Annotated in this window: 11 protein-coding genes; 3 read left to right on the top strand and 8 right to left on the bottom strand. The window is 67.5% G+C overall.

The annotated features are described in order from the left end of the window. Positions 1-127: 127 nt before the first annotated feature. Complete coding sequence (fabF, locus tag ACL58G_RS09910; RefSeq protein ID WP_440966596.1) at positions 128-1396, top strand: beta-ketoacyl-ACP synthase II; 1269 nt, start codon at positions 128-130, stop codon at positions 1394-1396. A gap of 101 nt (positions 1397-1497) precedes the next feature. Here the strand turns inward: fabF and ACL58G_RS09905 are convergent, their stop codons facing one another. From ACL58G_RS09905 to ACL58G_RS09895, 3 genes are all read right to left on the bottom strand, one after another. After that, the gene (locus ACL58G_RS09905; protein ID WP_440967998.1) at positions 1498-2301 is read right to left on the bottom strand and encodes a DMT family transporter; all 804 of its coding nucleotides are present in this window, start codon (positions 2299-2301) and stop codon (positions 1498-1500) included. A gap of 67 nt (positions 2302-2368) precedes the next feature. Beyond that, positions 2369-4237 (bottom strand): glucokinase, encoded by a 1869-nt coding sequence (locus ACL58G_RS09900; RefSeq protein WP_440966594.1) that lies wholly within the window; start codon positions 4235-4237, stop codon positions 2369-2371. A gap of 151 nt (positions 4238-4388) precedes the next feature. Continuing rightward, positions 4389-5741, bottom strand: a complete 1353-nt coding sequence (locus ACL58G_RS09895; RefSeq protein WP_413382863.1) for an MFS transporter — start codon at positions 5739-5741, stop codon at positions 4389-4391. A 134-nt stretch (positions 5742-5875) separates the two neighbouring features. On the opposite strand from ACL58G_RS09895, the gene ACL58G_RS09890 reads away from it, so the two are divergent. Then, positions 5876-7984 (top strand): sensor histidine kinase, encoded by a 2109-nt coding sequence (locus tag ACL58G_RS09890; RefSeq protein WP_440966592.1) that lies wholly within the window; start codon positions 5876-5878, stop codon positions 7982-7984. Beyond that, positions 7981-8580 carry a response regulator transcription factor gene (locus ACL58G_RS09885; protein WP_440966591.1) on the top strand — a complete coding sequence of 200 codons (600 nt, stop codon included), beginning with the start codon at positions 7981-7983 and terminating at the stop codon, positions 8578-8580. Before ACL58G_RS09890 ends, ACL58G_RS09885 begins: the two co-directional genes overlap by 4 nt. Positions 8581-8712: 132 nt before the next feature. Here ACL58G_RS09885 and ACL58G_RS09880 read toward each other — a convergent pair whose 3' ends face one another. The 5 genes from ACL58G_RS09880 to ACL58G_RS09860 all read right to left on the bottom strand — a co-directional run bounded on the left by ACL58G_RS09880 (position 8713) and on the right by ACL58G_RS09860 (position 18399). Further along, the gene (locus tag ACL58G_RS09880) at positions 8713-10395 is read right to left on the bottom strand and encodes an alpha-amylase family glycosyl hydrolase (RefSeq protein WP_440966590.1); all 1683 of its coding nucleotides are present in this window, start codon (positions 10393-10395) and stop codon (positions 8713-8715) included. 63 nt (positions 10396-10458) lie between these two features. Then, a complete protein-coding gene (locus tag ACL58G_RS09875) occupies positions 10459-12099 on the bottom strand; it encodes an alpha-D-glucose phosphate-specific phosphoglucomutase (RefSeq protein WP_440966588.1) in 1641 nt (546 codons plus the stop codon). Positions 12100-12168: 69 nt separating this feature from the next. Beyond that, positions 12169-13506 carry an MFS transporter gene (locus ACL58G_RS09870; RefSeq protein WP_440966587.1) on the bottom strand — a complete coding sequence of 446 codons (1338 nt, stop codon included), beginning with the start codon at positions 13504-13506 and terminating at the stop codon, positions 12169-12171. A gap of 200 nt (positions 13507-13706) precedes the next feature. After that, positions 13707-15464: a DEAD/DEAH box helicase gene (locus ACL58G_RS09865; RefSeq protein WP_440966585.1), complete on the bottom strand. Its 1758-nt coding sequence runs from the start codon at positions 15462-15464 to the stop codon at positions 13707-13709. 124 nt (positions 15465-15588) lie between these two features. Continuing rightward, positions 15589-18399, bottom strand: a complete 2811-nt coding sequence (locus tag ACL58G_RS09860) for a TonB-dependent receptor (RefSeq protein WP_440966583.1) — start codon at positions 18397-18399, stop codon at positions 15589-15591. Positions 18400-18443 lie beyond the last annotated feature (44 nt).

Genomic DNA, 18443 nt, shown 5'->3' with positions numbered 1-18443 from the left:
CCGTGATTATGGCGCGTTTTGCATATTGATTGGCGCGATCCACCAACTTTTACGACGCCACCTCCCTATACTGGCGCTTGAATTCTGCGCCATATGGCGCATTTTGCAAACCGTTGGGGAGCATGAAATGACTGCGAAACGTATCGTCGTGACCGGCATGGGCCTGATATCGCCGTTGGGATGTGGCGTCGAGGCCGCGTGGGCGCGCCTGTTGAGCGGCGAGTCCGGCCTGGCCGGCCTGTCCGAGGACATCACGGAAGGGATCGCGGCCAAGGTCGCCGGCGTCGTGCCCGCGTTGGCGGAAGACCGCCCGTGGGGTTTCGATCCCGACCGCGTCGTGGAACCGAAGGACCAGAAAAAAATGGACCGGTTCAGCATGTTCGCCCTCGCCGCCGCGCAGGAAGCTTTGCAGCAGGCGGGCTGGCAGCCGCAGACCGACGACGAGCGCGAACGCACGGCCACCATCGTGGCGTCCGGCATCGGCGGCTTCGGCGCCGTCGTGGAAGCCGTGCGGACCACGGACGGCCGCGGCCCGCGCCGCCTGTCGCCGTTCACCGTGCCGAGCTTCCTCGCCAATATGGCGGCCGGGCACATCTCGATCCGCCACGGCTTGCGCGGCCCGCTGGGCGCGCCCGTGACGGCATGCGCCGCGAGCGCCCAGGCCATCGGCGATGCCGCGCGCCTGATCCGCGCCGGCGAGGCCGACGTCGCCGTGTGCGGCGGCGCGGAGGCCTGCATCGACCGGGTCAGCTTCGGCGCCTTCGCCGCCGCCCGGACGATGTCCACGAGCTTCAACGACGATCCCACGCAGGCATCCCGTCCGTTCGACGCGGCGCGCGACGGCTTCGTGATGGGCGAAGGCGCCGGCATCCTCGTCATCGAAGACCTGGAGCACGCGCTGCGCCGCGGCGCCGTGCCCATCGCGGAACTGGTCGGCTACGGCACGAGCGCGGATGCTTACCACATGACGTCCCCGCCGGAAGACGGCGACGGCGGCCGGCGCGCGATGGCGCTGGCGATCCGGCAGGCGGGCGTGGCGCCGGAACGGATCGGGCACCTGAACGCGCACGCGACGTCCACGCCGGTGGGCGACGCCAGCGAACTCGCCGCCATCAAGACCATCTTCGGCGCGGGCCGCGGTCCCGCCGTCTCGGCCACCAAGTCCGCGACCGGCCATCTGCTCGGCGCGGCCGGCGGCGTCGAAGCCATCTTCACCGTGCTCGCGCTGCGCGACCAGGTGGCGCCGCCGACCCTCAACTTCGTGCAGCCGGATGCGGCGGCGGAAGGCGTCGACATCGTTGCGGGCGCGGCGCGCAAGATCGCGACGGAGTATGCGATCTCGAACGGGTTCGGGTTCGGCGGCGTCAACGCGAGCCTGCTGTTCCGGCGGCGCTAGTCGTCGTCCCTGCGAAGGCAGGAACCCAATTCCGCTTGCGTGACCACGCCGGCAAACTTGGATTCCCGCCTCCGCGGGAATGACGTTTTTGGGCTGCAGGACTAACGTTTGCGCGCCCTGTCCGTCAGCACGAGCGCAATCCCGCCCAGGATCGCCACGACGGCCACCAGCAGCCGCGTCGTGAACGCTTCGTCGAGCCACAACGTGCCGCCGACGGCCGCGATCACGGGCACGGACAGTTGCACGCTCGCGGCCTGCAGTGCCGACAGCCCGCGCAGCGCCGCATACCAGATCACGTAGCCGAGCCCCGACGTGAGCGCGCCGGATGCGATCGCGAGCAGCACGCCGGCCGCATCCGCCTGCGCGCGTGCCGCGCACATCAGGCCGAGCGCCAACGCCAGCGGCGTGGCGCGCAGGAAGTTCGATGCCGTGGCCGCGAGCGGATCGGACACGCCGCGCCCGCGCAGCGAGTACGCGCCCCACGCGATGCCCGCGACGGCCATCAGCGCGGCGCCCATCAAGGGCGGCGCGGCCACGCCGGGCAATACGAGGACGATGAAGCCGGCCAGCGCGAGCGCGAGGCCCGCCCAGCCGCGCGGCGCGAACCGCTCGCCGCCCGCGAGGCCCACGGCGAACATGGTCAGCTGGACGGCGCCGAACAGGATCAGCGCGCCGGTCCCTGCCGGCAAGGTGAGATAGGCGAACGAGAACGCGGCCACGTAGGCGAACAGCATGGTGGCGGCGCGCCAGTCCGGCTTTGCCGCCGGACGCGCACGCACGCGCATCGCGAGCGCCAGCACGAGCGCGCCGGACGTCACGCGGATGGCGCCGAAGGTCGCGGGATCGATATGCGTGTCACGCAGCGCGATGCGGCACAGCAGCGAGTTGGCCGCGAACGCGGCCATCGCCAATGCCGTCAAGGCGATCGTGGCGGCCGGTTCCTTCGATCTGCGCGCGCCAGGACGGTCCAAGTCAGATGTCGAGGTGGGAAATGAGCAGGCGGCGGCGTTCGCTGTCGCCCTCCGCCGCTTCACCGGCCGGGCCGAGCGAAATGCCGACGGCCATGATGTCGATGAGGAGCAGTTGCAGGATGCGCGAGATCATCGACAGGAACGTCGTGCTGTCCTCGCTGTGGTCGACGGCGAGGCACACGCTCGCCTTGCGCGCCAGCTGGGACTTGCTGCTCGTGATGGCGATGACGTCGGCACCGGCGGCCCGCGCGACGTCGACGGCGTCCAGCAGTTCCGGCAGCTGGCCCGTCGTCGAGATGGCGACGACGACGTCGCCCGGTCCGAGCAGTTCGGCCGCCAGCGCGAACAAATGCGCGTCGCCGTACGACGACGTCGGGATGCGGAAGCGGAAGAATTTGTGCTGGCCGTCCAGCGCCACGACGCGCGAATTGCCCATCGCGTAGAACTCGACGCGCTTCGCCTTGCGCAGGATGTCGATGGCGCGGTCGATCGAGTTGACGTCCAGCTGGTCGCGGAATTTAAGGATCGCGGACACCGTGTTGTCGATGACTTTCGCCGACAGGTCGTGCGTGCTGTCGGTCATGCGCACCTGGCTGTGGCGCACGGGGATCGTGCCCGTCAGGCTGCCCGCGAACTTCAGCTTGAAGTCGGCGAGGCCCGCGAAGCCCAGTGAACGGCAGAAGCGGATCACGGTCGGCTGGCTGACGTCGGCCAGCTTCGCGATCTCGGCGATCGGCTCGGACAGGACCTTGCGCGGATGCTCGATCACGAGCTGCGCCACGCGCTGCTCGGCCGGCGACAGTTCCGCCTGCAGGTGCTGCACGCGTTCCATCAGCGTGTTCGCGCCGCTGCGGTTGCGCAGGTGTTCCGACAGGATGCTCGACACGCCGTACAGCGCCGGCGTCGGCATCATGATCACGTACGTCGGGATCTGCGCGAGGTAGCTGGAGAAGCGCCCCTTCGCTTCGAAGCGCGTGCGGAACGGCGACGTCTTGAACCACTCGGCCATGCGCGGCACGATGCCGCCGCCGATGAAGATGCCGCCGAACGCGCCCAGCGTGACGGCCAGGTTCGCGGCCGCGCCGCCCAGCATGCCGGCGAAGCATTCCAGCACTTCCAGGCACAGCGGATCCTTCTGGTCCAATGCGGCCGCCATGATCGCGGCCGCATCACGCTGTGGCGCTTCCACGCCGTTGCGCAGCGCGAGCGCGCGATAAATGATTTCCATGCCGGGGCCGGAGATCAGGCGCTCGTTCGACACGTGCTGCCATTCGCGCCAGGCGTATTGCAGGATCGCGAATTCGCGCTCGTCGGCCGGCGCGAAGTTGACGTGGCCGCCCTCGCTGCCGAGGGTGACGAAGCCGTCCACTGTCGGGATCACGCCGGACACGCCGAGGCCGGTGCCCGGACCGAGCACGCCGGCCACCGCATTCGCGATCGGCTTGCCGCCGCCGATCTGCAGCAGGTCTTCCGGCTTGAAGCCCGGCAGCGCCATCGCCAGCGCCGTGAAGTCGTTCACGATCAGCAGCGTCGTCAGGCCGAGCGTGCGGCGCACCTCTTCCGTCGAGAACTGCCAGTCGCGGTTGGTCATGCGGATGAAGTCGCCGCTGATCGGGTTCGCGAGCGCGAACGCCGCGTGGGTGATGCGGACATGGCCGCTCAGGGCCTGGGTCTGGGCCAGGTAGGCGTTCAGCAGCGGGACGATGCCCGGATAGTCGTCGCACAGCAGCACGGCCACGTTGCGCAGCACGCCCGGCGCGATCTCCAGGGCAAAGCGCGCATGGGTCGCGCCGATGTCGGCCAGCAGGCGCGGACCGTCGGAATACGCGGCGCGGGTGTGCTTCTGTTCGGTGTCGGGCTCAAGCGTCATGGTGTTGCTCTTCTCGCGAAGGTCTCCTCTATTGCGCGTAGGATACCATTGATTGAAATGCACCAAAAAGCGATTCCGACCCGATTCGGGTGGTTACAACGAAATAAGCGGCCCCGCAGGGCCGCTCTTTCCACATCGACAACGCCGGCGCTTATTGGCCGCGCGCTTCCGCGTCGATTTTCGACAGCGCGCCGGTATCGCGCATGAACCAGCAGACGACCAGCGTGCAGGCGATGACGGCCGTCGTGTACCAGTAAAAGCCGCTTTCCAGGCTGACGGATTTGAACCACAGCGCCAGGTACTCGGCCGTGCCGCCGAACACGGAGACGGCGAATGCATACGGCACGCCGACGCCGGTGGCGCGGATCGAGGCCGGGAACAGCTCGGCTTTGACCAGCGCGTTGATCGAGGTGTAGCCGGACACGATCATCCAGGCGCAGGCGATCAGGCCGAACGCTTGCCACGGGCCGCTGGCGTGGCGGATGCCGGTCAACAGTGGCACGGTGAACAGGGTGCCCAGCAGCGCGAAGCCGATGAGCAGCGGCTTGCGGCCGATGCGGTCCGACAGCGCGCCGTACAGGGGCTGCAGGCACATCGCGAACAGCAGCGACGCGGCCGAGACGGCGGTCGTCTGCGAGTCGGTCAGGCCGACGGACAGGCGCAGGAATTTCTGCATATAGGTCGTGTAGACGTAGAACGCGAGCGTGCCGCCCATCGTCAGGCCGATCACCAGCAGCACTTCGCGCGGGTGCTGGGCCAGCTGCTTCAGGCCGCCCATCGGCTTGGCGCTTTTTTTGGCTTCCTTGCGCGCGGCCTCGAACGATCCGGTTTCCGGCAGGTTGTGACGCATGCGCAGGGCCAGCAGCGCGAGGCAGGCGCCGGTGAAGAACGGGATGCGCCAGCCCCAGGCACGCAGCTGCCCGGCGTCGAGCAGGAAATTCTGCAGCACGAGCAGCAGGATCAGCGCCAGCAGTTGGCCGCCGATCAGCGTCACGTACTGGAAGCTGCTGTAGAAGCCGCGGTGCTTCGAGTCCGCCATCTCCGACAGGTACGTCGCGCTGGCGCCGTATTCGCCGCCGAGGCTCAGGCCCTGCAGCAGGCGCGCCAGCAGCAGGATGCAGGGCGACAGGATGCCGGCCGCGGCATACGTCGGCGCGCAGGCGATCAGGAGGGAGCCGAAGCACATCAGCAGCACGGACGTCATCAGCGCCGTCTTGCGGCCGAGGCGGTCGCCGATGTGGCCGAACAGGATGCCGCCGATCGGGCGCACGAAGAAGCCCAGCGCGAAGATGCCCGCCGTGGACATCATCTGCGCCGTCGGGTCCTGTTTGGGGAAGAACGAGCTTGCGAAGTACAGCGCGAAGGCCGAGTAGCAGTAGAAATCGAACCACTCGACGAGGTTGCCGGCCGAGCCGATGAAGATGGCCTTCAGGCGCGCGCCGGAAATGCGTTCGCCGGCGCCGGCGGCTGCCTGGGCGCCGGCCTTGGATGTGATGGTGTTCATGGTTGTCTCCTCTTTTGGTATGCCCACTATCCCAGCCGGAGGCCGCGCGCACATCCGCAACTTCCGGCGCGCCCTCCTCCGTAAAACTACGGAGGCGGTTTTCTAAAGGCCGCGCAACTGCTATCGTTGGCGTCATGCCCAAACTGCTCAACCTCCTCATCGGCGCCGGTGCGCTCGCCGTCATCGCGGCGTCGGGGAACTGGGCCGAGCGCCACGAGCTGCAGACCAAGACGGAAGGCTTGCGCCAGGCCGCGGCCGCGCACGTGCTGGGGCTGCGCGGCCTCGTCGAGAAGCACGACTTCCTGCCGCACGCGGCGGCCCGCCATCCGGACGTGCAAGACCTGCTGCGCACCCCGCGCGACGGGGCGCTGCAGGCGCGCGTGAACGATTATTTCGCCGACCTGCAGGCGACGACGGGCGCCGCCGCGCTGTTCCTCGTCGACCGCGCCGGCCTCACGCTCGCGGCCAGCAACTGGAACCTGCCGTCCAGCTTCGTCGGCCAGTCCTACCGCCAGCGGCCGTACTTCGAGGATGCCGTGCAGGGCCGGCGCGGCATCTTCTATGGCCTCGGCCTCACGACGGGCCAGTCCGGCCTGTTCATCGCGGAACCCGTGCGCGCGCATGGTGCCATCCTGGGTGTCGTCGTGGTGAAGATCAGCCTGGAGCCATTGCAGGCCACGTGGATGCGCGGCGCCGACCCGGTGGTGCTGCGCGACAGCCGCGGCATCGTCTTTCTCTCCGCCGTGCCGGACTGGCTGTTCCACGCGATCCGGCCCGTGTCCGCCGCCGACCTGCACTGGATCGCCGAGCACCGCCAGTACGGCAACCGCGAACGGTTCTACGTGTTGCCGTGGCAGACGGAGTCGCGTGGGGTGGCTCCCGGCTTCGTCGTGCACACGACCGTCGGCGGCCGCCGCCTCGACCTGCTTGCGCTGGACACGCCGCTGCCGGAACTGGGCTGGACGCTGACCGTCACGACGGACATGAAGGAAGTCGTGCAGGCGCGCCAGCTGGCGCTGATGCTGGCCGCGCTGGCCGTCGCGCTGCTGCTGCTCGGCGTGCTGTACTGGCGCCTGCGCGAAAAGCGCTTCCGCGAGCAGCGCTCGGCCCGCATCGAACTGGAACGCCGGGTCGAGGAGCGCACCCGCGACCTGGAAGAAGCGCACGCGTTCCGCAAGGCGATGGAGGATTCGCTCCTCGTGGGCATGCGCGCGCGCGACCCGGAGGGCACCATCATCTACGTGAATCCGGCCCTGTGCGCGATGGTGGGCTACAGCGCGGACGAGTTGCTGGGCCGCCGGCCGCCGTATCCCTACTGGCATCCGGACGACCAGGAAAAACACGAGCGCGAAAGCGCCGACGCGCTGCAGGGCCGCGCCGCCCCGCACGGCTTCGAATCGCGCATCCGCCACAAGGACGGCCACGACGTGATCACGATGGTCTACACGGCGCCGCTCGTGGACGCGCAGGGCGTGCACCGGGGCTGGATGAGTTCCGTCGTCGACATCACGGCGCAGAAGCAGGCCGAGGCCCGCCAACGCGACCAGGAAGTGCGCCTGCAGCGCAGCGCGCGCCTCGCGAGCGTGGGCGAGATGGCGTCCACGCTCGCGCACGAACTCAATCAGCCGCTGATGGCGCTGTCGAACTTCGCCGTCGCGGCGCGCGCCCTCGCCGCGCAGTCCGCGCCGCCCGACATGCTGGCCGGCGCGCTCGACGAGATCGTCGAACAGAGCAAGCGCGCCAGCGAGATCGTCAAGCGGGTGCGCGCGTTCATCAATCCCAAGCGGGGGCATTACGAAAACCTTGCGGTCGATGGCGTCATCGCGCATGCGGTGGAGTTGCTCAAGCCGGAATTGCAGCAGGCCGGGATCGCGCTGCAGCTGTCGCTGGACGCCGGTGACACGCTCGTGCGCGGCGACCGCGTCCTGCTCGAACAGGTGCTCGTGAACCTGATCCACAACGCGATGCATGCCATGCAGGATCGCCCGCGCGGGCGCATCGACGTCGCGAGCCGGCGCGTGGACCAGGGCGTGCGCGTCACCGTCACCGACGCGGGCCCGGGCATCCCGCCCGAACAGCTGGAGCAGATCTTCGCGCCGTTCTTCACCACCCGCCCCGACGGCCTGGGGCTCGGGCTGAACATCTGCCGCACCATCGTCGAGGCCCACGGCGGTTCCATGTCCGTCGAGAACCCTGCCGCCGGCGGCGCGGCTTTTTCCTTCACGCTTCCGATCGCGCCATGAAAGACATCCCACTCACGCTCTATGTCGTCGACGACGACGAAGCCCTGCGCCGCTCCCTGCTGTTGCTGCTGTTCTCGCAAGGACTCGCCGTGCAGGCGTTCGAATCGGGAGAAGCGTTCCTGGACGCCGTCGACATGCGCCAGCCGGGCTGCCTGATCCTCGACCTGCGCCTGGGCGGCATGAGCGGCCTGGCCGTGTTCGACCGCCTGCGCGCGGCGCACAGCCCGCTCGTCACGCTGTTCCTGTCCGGCCACGGCGACATCCCGACCGCGCTGGAATCCGTGCGCCAGGGCGCGTGGGACTGGGTGGAAAAGCCGGACACGCAGCACCTGCTCGACAAACTGCCGGCCGCCATCGCGGAAGCACGCGGACGGGCGAACGCGCTGCGGCTGTGGGCCGAGCTGACGCCGCGCGAACGGGAAGTCGCGCGGCTCGTGGGGCTCGGCCAGCCGAACAAGGAAATCGCGCGGCTGCTCGTGCCGCCATGCGGGCCGCGGTCGGTGGAGACGCACCGGGCGAACATCTTCAGCAAGCTGCAGTGCGCGAACGATAACGAGTTGGGACGGTGGCTGGCCGCCCATCCATGGCTGGGGTAGGGTGGGCGGCCCCCGCCCACGTGTGACGCCGGCATCACGCGAACGTTACGCGTGGGCACGGGGTGCCCACCCTACTGCTACCGCCGGGTTGCACGTAGGGTGGGCGGCCCCCGCCCACGCGTGACGCCCCGATTAATCCTGCGAAATCAGCGCCACCGGTGCGCGCGTATCGAACTGCACCTTGCCGCCCGAGACGACGGCCGTCTTGCCCGTGTACGCATCGCGCACCGTCTGCCCGTCGCCGAACACGCCGGCCACGGGGATGGCCACCGTACGGTCCTGCGGCAGGTCGAGGGCGACGACGACGCGGTCGGAGACGCCGTTCTTCTCGTACGTGCGCTTGAACGTGTACGGACTGGACGCGATCATCTGGTGCACGCCCGCGCCCACGGCCGGATGCGCGTGGCGGAAGCGCCCCAGGCGCGCCCAGTAGTCGCGCACCTCGGCCACGCCGTGCAGCCCGACGTGGGCGTTGTTCTTCAACTGGTCCCAGTTCATGAAGGAGCGCAGGTTCGCATCGCCGGTTGCGCCCTCGATCTTCAGCACGCGCGCCGTCTCGTCGCCGTAATAGACCTGGGCCTGGCCCGGTGCCAGCAGCAGCTTGTTCGCTTCCTCGAACGGGTGCGCGCGCATGGCGTCGAACGGGTGGCCGTCGTCGTGCGAGTCGAGGTAGTTCAGGACCGTCACGCCGGTCAAGGGACCGTTCAGCAGGCCCGAGTACTTGGAGAACAGCGTCTCGTAGCTCTGGGTTGCGTCGCCCGGCAGCGCGAAGTTGATCATGCTGTCGAAGCCGTTGTCGTAATAGTCGACCTTCGTGCCGTCGTCGTAGGCGAACGGGCGGCCGTCCGCGATCGGGTGGCCGTACGCTTCGGCCACCATGAAGAATGGCTGGTTGCCGATCTTCTCGATGCCCTCCTTGCCGGCCGGCGTGCGCTTCCAATCCTCGTAGGCCTGGCTCGCGACCTTCTTGAGGTCTTTCCACACGCCGGGTTCCGTGTGCTTGACGGTGTCGCCGCGGAAGCCGTCGAAGCCGTACTTGCGCACCCAGTCGGCGTGCCATTTCATCAGGTAGTAGCGCGGCGCGCGCGGGTAGCCCGTGCGCTTGAAGAAGTCGTCCAGCTCCTTCGTTTCGCGCTCGTAGCGCCCTTCCTTCTTCCACTTCGCGACGAGGAACGGCGGCAGGTCGACGTTCGCATTGCTGTCGGTGCGGAAGTCCGGCAGGTTCTTCACGAGCGTGCAATCGACCGTGCCCTTGACGTCCTTGAAGGTACAGGTCGGCGACGTGCGTACCCAGTCGGCCGGCCACACCGTGTCTTCAGGCGTGACTGGACCGGTATGGTTCATCACGACGTCGAGCAGCACGCGGATGCCGCGCGCATGTGCCGCCTCGACGAGGTCGCGCACGTCCTTCGCTGTGCCGGCGTTGGCGTCGACGGCCGTGAAGTCGCGCGCCCAGTAGCCGTGGAAGCCGTAGCTGACGCCCGTGCCCTCGTCGGTCGACGCGTGGATCTGCTCGACCGGCGGCGAGATCCAGAGCGCGTCCACGCCCAGGTCCGTGAAATACCCTTCCTTGATCTTGGCCGTGATGCCGGCCAGGTCGCCGCCCATGAAGCCGCGCGCGACGGCAGCAATGTTCTTGCGGCCGTAGGCGTGGTCGTTCGACGGATCGGCGTTGTTGAAGCGGTCGATCACGATGAAGTAGACGGTCGCGTTATCCCAGGTGAACGGCTTGCCCTTGACCGGCGACAGGTCGGGCGCGGCCGAGGCGGCACCGAAGGCGAGCATCAGGGAGGCGGCGAGAACGGGTAGTTTCATGCGGATGTCCTGTTAGTGGTGATAAACGTCGTCCCCGCGGAGGCAGGGACGACGGGTTCGGGGTTACGTAATCACGCTCGGCTGCTCGCGGCCCGTCCGCTCCTTCAGTCGCGACACCTGCTCCGCGATGGCGATGAGCGGCGCCAGCGCCTGCTGGGTGTCGAGGTTGTGGCGGGCCGGGTCGGCCTCGTAGCGTTCCAGGTACAGGCGCACGGTGGCGCCTTCCGTGCCGGTGCCGGACAGGCGCAGCACGATGCGCGAGCCGTCCGTCATGACGATGCGTACGCCCTGGCGCGTGGACACGGAGTTGTCGACCGGGTCGGTGTAGGTGAAATCGTCGGCGAGCTGGACGCGGAAGTCTCCCAGCGTCTGCCCTGCCAGCGATGCGAGCTTGCCGCGCAAGTCGTCCATCGTCGCGTTGGCGGCGGCGGCGTCCACGGCCTCGTAGTCGTGGCGCGAATAATAGTTGCGGCCGAAGCGGGCCCAGTGTTCCTGCACGATCTCGCCCACGGACTTGCCCGTCGCGGCGATCAGGTTCAGCCAGAACAGCACGGCCCACACGCCATCCTTTTCGCGGATGTGCATCGAGCCCGTGCCGTAGCTCTCTTCGCCGCACAAGGTGGCGAGACCCGCGTCGAGCAGGTTGCCGAAGTACTTCCAGCCGGTTGGGGTCTCGAAGCAGGAGACGCCCAGCGCGGCCGCCACGCGGTCCGCGGCCTGCGACGTCGGCATCGAACGCGCGATGCCCTTGATGCCGTCGCGGTAGCCCGGTGCGGCGGTCGCATTGGCGGCGATGATGGCGAGGCTGTCCGACGGCGACACCGCGAGCTTGCGGCCGACGATCATGTTGCGGTCGCCGTCGCCGTCCGATGCGGCGCCGAAGTCGGGCGCGTCCGGGCCGTCCATCAGCGCGATCAGGTCGGCCGCGTTGACGGGGTTCGGGTCCGGGTGGTGGCCGCCGAAATCTTCCAGCGGCTCGGCGTTGACGACGGTGCCCGCGGGCGCGCCCAGCATGCCTTCGATGATGGCCTTCGCGTACGGGCCGGAGACGGCGTGCATGCCGTCGAAGCGCATCGTGAAGCCGCGCTGGAACAGGGCGCGGATGGCGTCGAAATCGAACAGGCCGGCCATCAGCTCGGCGTAGTCGGCCACGGAATCGATCACCTCGACTTCCATGTCTTCGAGGCGGATGCTGCCGATCTTGTCCAGGTCGACCGGGCCGGCGTCGCTGATGCGGTAGGACGTCAGCGTCTTCGTGTGTTCGTAGATCGCGTCGGTGATCTTCTCGGGTGCCGGGCCGCCGTTGTCGATGTTGTACTTGATGCCGAAGTCGCCGTCGGGACCGCCGGGATTGTGGCTGGCCGAGAGGACGATGCCGCCGAGCGCGGCGCGCTTGCGGATCACGCAGCTGACCGCGGGCGTGGACAGGATACCGCCGCGGCCCACGAGCACGCGGCCCACGCCGTGGGCGGCGGCCATGCGCAAGATGGTCTGGATGGCTTCGCGGTTGAAATAGCGGCCGTCGCCGCCGAGCACCAGGGTGCGGCCCTGCACATTACCCAGCGCGCCCAGCGTCAGGAAGATGGCCTCGACGAAGTTTTCCAGGTAGCCGGGCTGCTGGAACTCCGTCACCTTCTTGCGCAGCCCGGACGTGCCGGGGCGTTGCCCGGCGAACGGGGTCGTCGCGATCGTCTGAATTGTCATGTCTAGCTCCTGTCGGGGGTTTGTTGTCAAACCCGTAAGGATACGACACTCGTCCCGACGATGGCGCCGCTATCGGTGCGCGGCGCGTTCCGCCCGGTCGGTGACGAACAGCGCCAGCACGGCCGCGATGACCATCGACACGCCGCCCAGCACCAGCGTAAGTACCGCGTGGTTGCCGAACATATGCTTCGTGAACCAGCCGAGCACGAGGCCGCTGACGATCTGCGGAATCACGATGAAGAAGTTGAACAGTCCCATGTAATAGCCCATGCGGTTCGGTGGCAGCGCGGCGACCAGGATCGCATACGGCATCGTGAGGATGCTTGCCCACGCCACGCCCACGCCCAGCATCGGGATCAGCAGCAGATGCTTGTCGTGGATGAAGAACACGCTGGCCAGCGACAGGCCGCCGATCGCGAGGCAGACGGCGTGGCACGCCTTGCGGCTCGTGCGGCGTGCCAGCACGGGCAGCACGAACGCGGCCAGGGCGGACATGCCGTTGTAGACGGCGAACATCACGCCGACCCAGTTGCCCGCGTCCTGGTAGCCCGGCGACAGCGGATCCGTCGTGTTGTAGACGTTGTCGGCGATCCCGGGACCGGTATAGATCCACAGCGCGAACAGCGCGATCCACGAGAAGAACTGGACGAACGCCAGCTGCACCATCGTCTTCGGCATGTGCGCGAAGCCGCCCATGATCTCGCGCAGCGCGACGCTAAAGCTGCGCGAATGCTTGCGCTGGGCTTCGAAGCGGTCGAGGTCCGGCGGCGGCAGTTCGGTCGACGTGAGCACGGTCCACGTCACGGCCAGCAGGAACGCGGCGCCGCCGACGTAGAACGAGTAGCGTACCGAATCCGGCACCCCGCCGTCGACGGGCACGTTGGAGACGCCGAGGTAGTTCGTGAAGACGATCGGCAGCAGCGATGCGATCACGGCGCCGCAGCCGATGAGGAAGGTTTGCATCGCGAAGCCGGCGGTCTGCTGCGACGTGTCGAGCTTGTCGCCGACGAAGGCGCGGAACGGCTCCATCGAAATATTGATCGAGGCATCCATCAGCCACAGCATGGCGACGGCCATCCAGACGGCGACGGAATTCGGCATCAGGAACAGGGCCGTTGCGGCCAGCACGGCGCCGAGGAAGAAGAACGGACGGCGGCGGCCCCAACGCGGGTGCCACGTGTTATCGCTGAGGTAACCGATCACCGGCTGCACGAGCAGGCCCGTGACGGGCGCCGCGAGCCAGACGAGGGCCAGGTCGTCCATCGACGTGCCGAGCGTGGCGAAGATCCGGCTCGTGTTCACGTTCTGCAACGCCAAGCCGAACTGGATGCCGAAGAAGCCGAAGCTCATGTTCCACAGCTGCCAGAACGTCAGCCGCGGCTTGAGTGCATGTGTTTGCATTTCCATCTGTGTCCCCTTACGCGCCTGGACTCCTGCCAGGCTGCTACATGTAGCAAAGTAACATGGGGTTTTCTGGGTGTCAATGCGATAACAGCCCGTAATCTAAAGGGAAGCCACAGAAAATGTAGTCAAACAACAGATCGACACTTCGGGGTCAGAGCCCGTTTTTGAGCAATTGCCAAAAATCGGGCTCTGACCCCGGTGTTTTACTTGCGGGGTTTCTTGTCGGCGAACTTGCGCTTCGCCGGCTTTTGCTCCGGCGGTTCCTGGCCGTCGCGTGTGATGCCCAGTTGCTGGCCCGCCACCCACACTTTCTTCAGATGGTCGAGCAGGTCCTTGGGCAGGTCGGCCGGCATGTCGAGCGTGCTGAAGTCGTCGTAGATCTCGATGCGGCCGATTTCCTTCGACGGCACGCCGCCTTCGTTGGCGATGGCGCCCACGATGTTGCCCGGCTTGACGCCGTGGAAGTGGCCTACCTCGATACGGTACGTGGCCATGCCCGGCTCCGGCGCGCGCTCGACGCGTTCCTTCTTGAATCCTTCCCTGCCCGCGCGCGCCGGACGCTCGTCGGCGAAGGTCGCGCGCGTAGGACGTGCCGGACGCTCCTCACGTTCGCGGAACTCGGGCTTCGGCTCGCGATCGGGCTTTTCCAGCAGCAGCGGTTCGTCGCCGCGATACAGCTTGGCCAGCGCGGCCGCGATGTCGATCGCGGGCACGTTCTGCTCGCGTTCGAAGTCCTCGATCAGGGAACGGAACACCTCCAGGCCGCCCGCGGCCAGCGTCTCGCCGATCTGCTCCTTGAACCTCGTGATGCGCACTTCGTTGACGGCCTTGATGGTGGGCAGCGTAAGCGGCGCCACCGGCTGGCGCGTGGCGCGTTCGATCGCCTTCAGCAGGCCGCGCTCGCGCGGCGTGATGAACAGGATCGCGTCGCCGCTGCGGCCGGCACGGCCCGTGCGGCCGATGCGGTGCGTGTAGCTTTCCGGGTCGGACGGCACGTCGTAGTTGATCACGTGGCTGATGCGCTCCACGTCCAGGCCGCGCGCGGCGACGTCGGTGGCGACGAGGATGTCGATCTTGCCGCTCTTGAGCTGCTCGATCGTGCGCTCGCGCTGTTGCTGGGCCATGTCGCCGTTGATGGCGGCCGCCGCGAACCCGCGCGCCTGCAGCTTGCTCGCCAGTTCCTCGGTGCCGAGCTTCGTGCGCGCGAAGACGATCATGCCGTCGAACGGCTCCGCTTCCAGGATGCGCGTGAGGGCATCCAGCTTCTGCATGCCCGCGACGAGCCAGTAGCGCTGGGTGATGTTGGTGGCCGTCGTGGTCTTGGCGGCGACCGTCACCTCGCTCGGCTCGTTCAGGTAGGTCTTGGCGATGCGCTTGATCTGCTGCGGCATCGTGGCCGAGAACAGCGCCGTCTGGCGTCCTTGCGGGGTCTCCTGCAGGATACGCTCGACGTCGTCGATGAAGCCCATGCGCAGCATCTCGTCCGCTTCGTCCAGCACGAGGGTCTTCAGCTGCGAGATGTCGAGCGAGCCCTTGTCGAGGTGGTCGATGACGCGGCCCGGCGTGCCGACGACGACCTGCACGCCGCGGCGCAATGCCGACAGTTGCGGGCCGTAGCTCTGGCCGCCGTAGATCGGCAGCACGTGGAAATTCTTCAGGTGCGCGGCATAGCTCTGGAAGGCTTCGGCGACCTGGATCGCGAGCTCGCGCGTGGGCGCGAGCACGAGGGCCTGCACGGCCGGGTTCTTGACGTCGATGCGCGACAGCACGGGCAGCGCGAAGGCGGCCGTCTTGCCAGTGCCCGTCTGCGCCTGCCCCAGCACGTCGCGTCCCTCCATCAGGAGGGGAATGGTGGCCGCCTGGATCGGAGATGGCGTCTCGTAGCCGACCTCCTTCAGTGCCTTGAGGATGGGTGCGGGGATGTCGAGGTCGGCGAAGGTCGGGAGCTGTGTGTCTTGCATGGAGGAATATTCAAAAATCGTAAGCAATCCTACAGTTTACTACTTTGGGCCCTCCCCCGCTGCCAGAATTTCACGCGGATGACGCCCGGCAGCGACATCCGCGCATGAAACAACGCCTGCCGGGTCAGAACTTGTAGCTTGCCCCCAGGCTGTAGGTACGGCCGAACCGGACGTTTTCCACCACGCTGCTCGGGTCCCCGTTGTAGCGGATGTACGGCGAATTGGTCCAGTTGTTTACCGCCGCCGTGAGCGACAGGCCCTTCAGCATGGTCGTGTCGCCGAAGTCGTACGTGAGCTGCCCGTCCACCGTCGTGTTGCCCTTGATGTAGGTGAGGCTCGCGTCGTCCTTGTAGTCGTGGATGTCGCCCACGAAGTCGCCACGCTTGCGGGCTGCAATGGATGCGCGGAAGCCGGCCTTTTCGTAGTAGACGCGCATGTTCGTCACCGTGTGCGACAGGCCCGGCAGCGGAATGGCGTTGATGTTGCCGTTGCTGATCACCGTGATGCCGCTGCGCGGCAAGGTCACCGAGCTCAGGGTGCTCGAATAGCTGGCCTCGACGCCGAAGCCGCCCAGGTAGCGGGTCAGCATCGCGAACGGCAGCGACGCCGTCAGTTCCAGCCCCTTGATGTTGCCGCCCGAACCGTTGCTCGGCGTGGTCAGGATGCCGACCGTCGACCCGGCGTTCGGACCGGTCGCCGGCAGCGGGATCCCGGAAACGAGGAAGCCGGTCGACGCGTAGTCGACACGCTGCGGCGCCCGCAGGATATAGGTGTCGAGCTTCTTGTAGAAGCCGGCCAGCGCCACGTAGCCCTTGGCGCCGTTCGCTTCGAAGTATTTTTCGTACGACAGGTCGAACGACTTCGCACGGAACGGTTCCAGCTTCGGGTTGCCGGAACCGCCGGCCAGGATCGGCCCCGCGGGGTTCGTCGCATCCAGTCCCACGCCGCCGCCCGGGCGCATGTCGCTCATGTTCGGGCGCGACAGGGTCTTGCCGATGCCCAGGCGCAGCACCTGGTCGGCCGGCAGTTCGACGTTCAGGTTCAGGCTCGGCAGGAAGTCGTTGTACGAATGGTGGCCGGCAATCGTGTAGGCCGGGCAGGCCTGGCCGGCGACGCCGGCGCAACGCCCGTTGTCGACGATGAGGCCCGTCGAGCCCTGGTTCGTGTGGATGTACTGGGCACCGGCGTTGCCGCGGTACGGCAGGCCGAACAGCTCGCCTTCCAGGGATCCCATCACGTACGCGGTCGAGACCTGTTCCGAGATGTGCCAGTTCTTGTCGGTCTGGATCACCTGGTCGACCTTCGCCAGCTGGTGGTAGATGGAGCCGAGCGACCCCAGCGGGTTCCACGACGCGACCGGGATGCCCGACTGGCGCGTCACGACCGTCTCGTTGCCCGGCATGGACGCCGCGCCGTACGGGCCCGTGCCGATGAGCAGGCTGCCCTCGTCCGTGTCGCGGCTCTTGGTGCGATTGGTGCGGTTGAGACCGAATTCGATGCCGGTAAGCGGTCCCAGCTCCACGTCATGCCGGACGCTGAAGCGTGCCGCCTTGATCTCGTCGATCGTGGCGCCGATGGCCACGTAGCCGGACTGCTGGGTGCCCGTCAGGCCGCCGCCCCAGCCGTCGACGTCGGTCAGGAGCATGCGGCTACGGTCGGTATAGCTGAGGGCGGTCTTGTACAGCGCGGACAGATTGCTCCGGCCGTCGAAGCCGGTCCACGAAATGCTGTCCAGGTCGGCGTTGGGCGTGTTGCCGACGAGGCCGGCCGTCGTCTCGTAGCGCGTGAAGTCGTGCCTGACCCGCGACCCGGACACGTCGCCGGTGAAGGTCCAGTCGCCGCGGCGCAGGCGGCTGTTGATGCCCCAGGAATTCAGCGTGTCCACCGCGACCTCGGTGTTGTTGCGGATGTCGCCCTTGAAATTCGAACAGGTGCCGGACACGGCCACGCCATCGACGATGTTCGCGTTGCTCAGCACGCCCACCGGGTCATATCCACCCGTGCTGCCACAGGTCGACCCTTCGAAACCGGTGCGCTTGGGACTGTCGGTGTTCTTCGAGTGAAACAGGTCGATGGTCGTCAGGAAGTCCTTGCTCGGACGATATTGCAGGATGCCCATCATGCCTTTATTGGTGTTCGGGTTGTGGATCACGTCCGTCCGCAAGCCGTTCGGCACCGTCACGGCCTGGCCGTTGTACGTCGCCGTGCCCGTCGTGCCGCCCCAGCCGTCGTCGTTGATCTGCTCGGGACCGTTGTCGTTGAACTTCACGACGCCCAGGGCCACGCCGACCGTCCGGTTGGCGAACTGGTCGATATAGGCGAGCGACGTACGGTAGCCGCTGGCGCTGCCCAGGTCCTCGTTGTGCGCGCCGGTGCGTTGTGCCCGGTAGCTGGCGGCGACCGTGCGCCTGGCGAAGTCCAGCGGCAGCACGGTGCGCTGGTCGATGGTCGAGGCGATGCCCTGCCCCATCAGGGTGGCGTCCGGCGATTTGTACACGGTGATCGTGCCCAGCATCTCGGCCGGGTACAGGTCGAAACGGACGCCGCGGCTGTCGCTCGCGGACGCCTGTTCGCGGCCGTTCAGCAGGGTGCCGTTGAAGTCCGGCGACATGCCGCGCACGGAGATCGACGCCGCGCGGCCCGTGCGGGCGTCGCGCTGGGTCGTCACACCCGGCAGGCGGGAGACGGACTCGGCGACGGTCGCGTCCGGCAGTTTGCCGATGTCTTCCGCCGAGATCGCCTCGACGATGGAGTTGGAATTCTTCTTGATCGAGATGGCCGCTTCGATGCCGCGCCGGATGCCCGTCACGGTCACCTGGCTGATCGGGTTGCCGTTGGCATCCAGTGCCTGTACCGCATCCTGTGCCTGGACGTTGGCGCCCAGCACCGACAGGAATACGGCACAACCGGCGGCGACCGGACTCGGTTTGAACACGCACGTTGCATGTTCTCCCACCGTATGTTTGCTACACAGAATCT

The sequence above is a fragment of the Massilia sp. GER05 genome, from assembly GCF_052056005.1.
Taxonomy (GTDB): domain Bacteria; phylum Pseudomonadota; class Gammaproteobacteria; order Burkholderiales; family Burkholderiaceae_D; genus Telluria; species Telluria orientalis.
This window is presented reverse-complemented; position numbering and strand designations above follow the sequence as displayed.

Bases quoted from the DNA above. Each gene is read 5' to 3' on its own strand.
- fabF (WP_440966596.1), top strand. From the start codon at position 128: ATGACTGCGAAACGTATCGTCGTGACCGGCATGGGCCTGATATCGCCG.
- ACL58G_RS09905 (WP_440967998.1), bottom strand. From the start codon at position 2,301: ATGGCCGCGTTCGCGGCCAACTCGCTGCTGTGCCGCATCGCGCTGCGT.
- ACL58G_RS09900 (WP_440966594.1), bottom strand. From the start codon at position 4,237: ATGACGCTTGAGCCCGACACCGAACAGAAGCACACCCGCGCCGCGTAT.
- ACL58G_RS09895 (WP_413382863.1), bottom strand. From the start codon at position 5,741: ATGAACACCATCACATCCAAGGCCGGCGCCCAGGCAGCCGCCGGCGCC.
- ACL58G_RS09890 (WP_440966592.1), top strand. From the start codon at position 5,876: ATGCCCAAACTGCTCAACCTCCTCATCGGCGCCGGTGCGCTCGCCGTC.
- ACL58G_RS09885 (WP_440966591.1), top strand. From the start codon at position 7,981: ATGAAAGACATCCCACTCACGCTCTATGTCGTCGACGACGACGAAGCC.
- ACL58G_RS09880 (WP_440966590.1), bottom strand. From the start codon at position 10,395: ATGAAACTACCCGTTCTCGCCGCCTCCCTGATGCTCGCCTTCGGTGCC.
- ACL58G_RS09875 (WP_440966588.1), bottom strand. From the start codon at position 12,099: ATGACAATTCAGACGATCGCGACGACCCCGTTCGCCGGGCAACGCCCC.
- ACL58G_RS09870 (WP_440966587.1), bottom strand. From the start codon at position 13,506: ATGGAAATGCAAACACATGCACTCAAGCCGCGGCTGACGTTCTGGCAG.
- ACL58G_RS09865 (WP_440966585.1), bottom strand. From the start codon at position 15,464: ATGCAAGACACACAGCTCCCGACCTTCGCCGACCTCGACATCCCCGCA.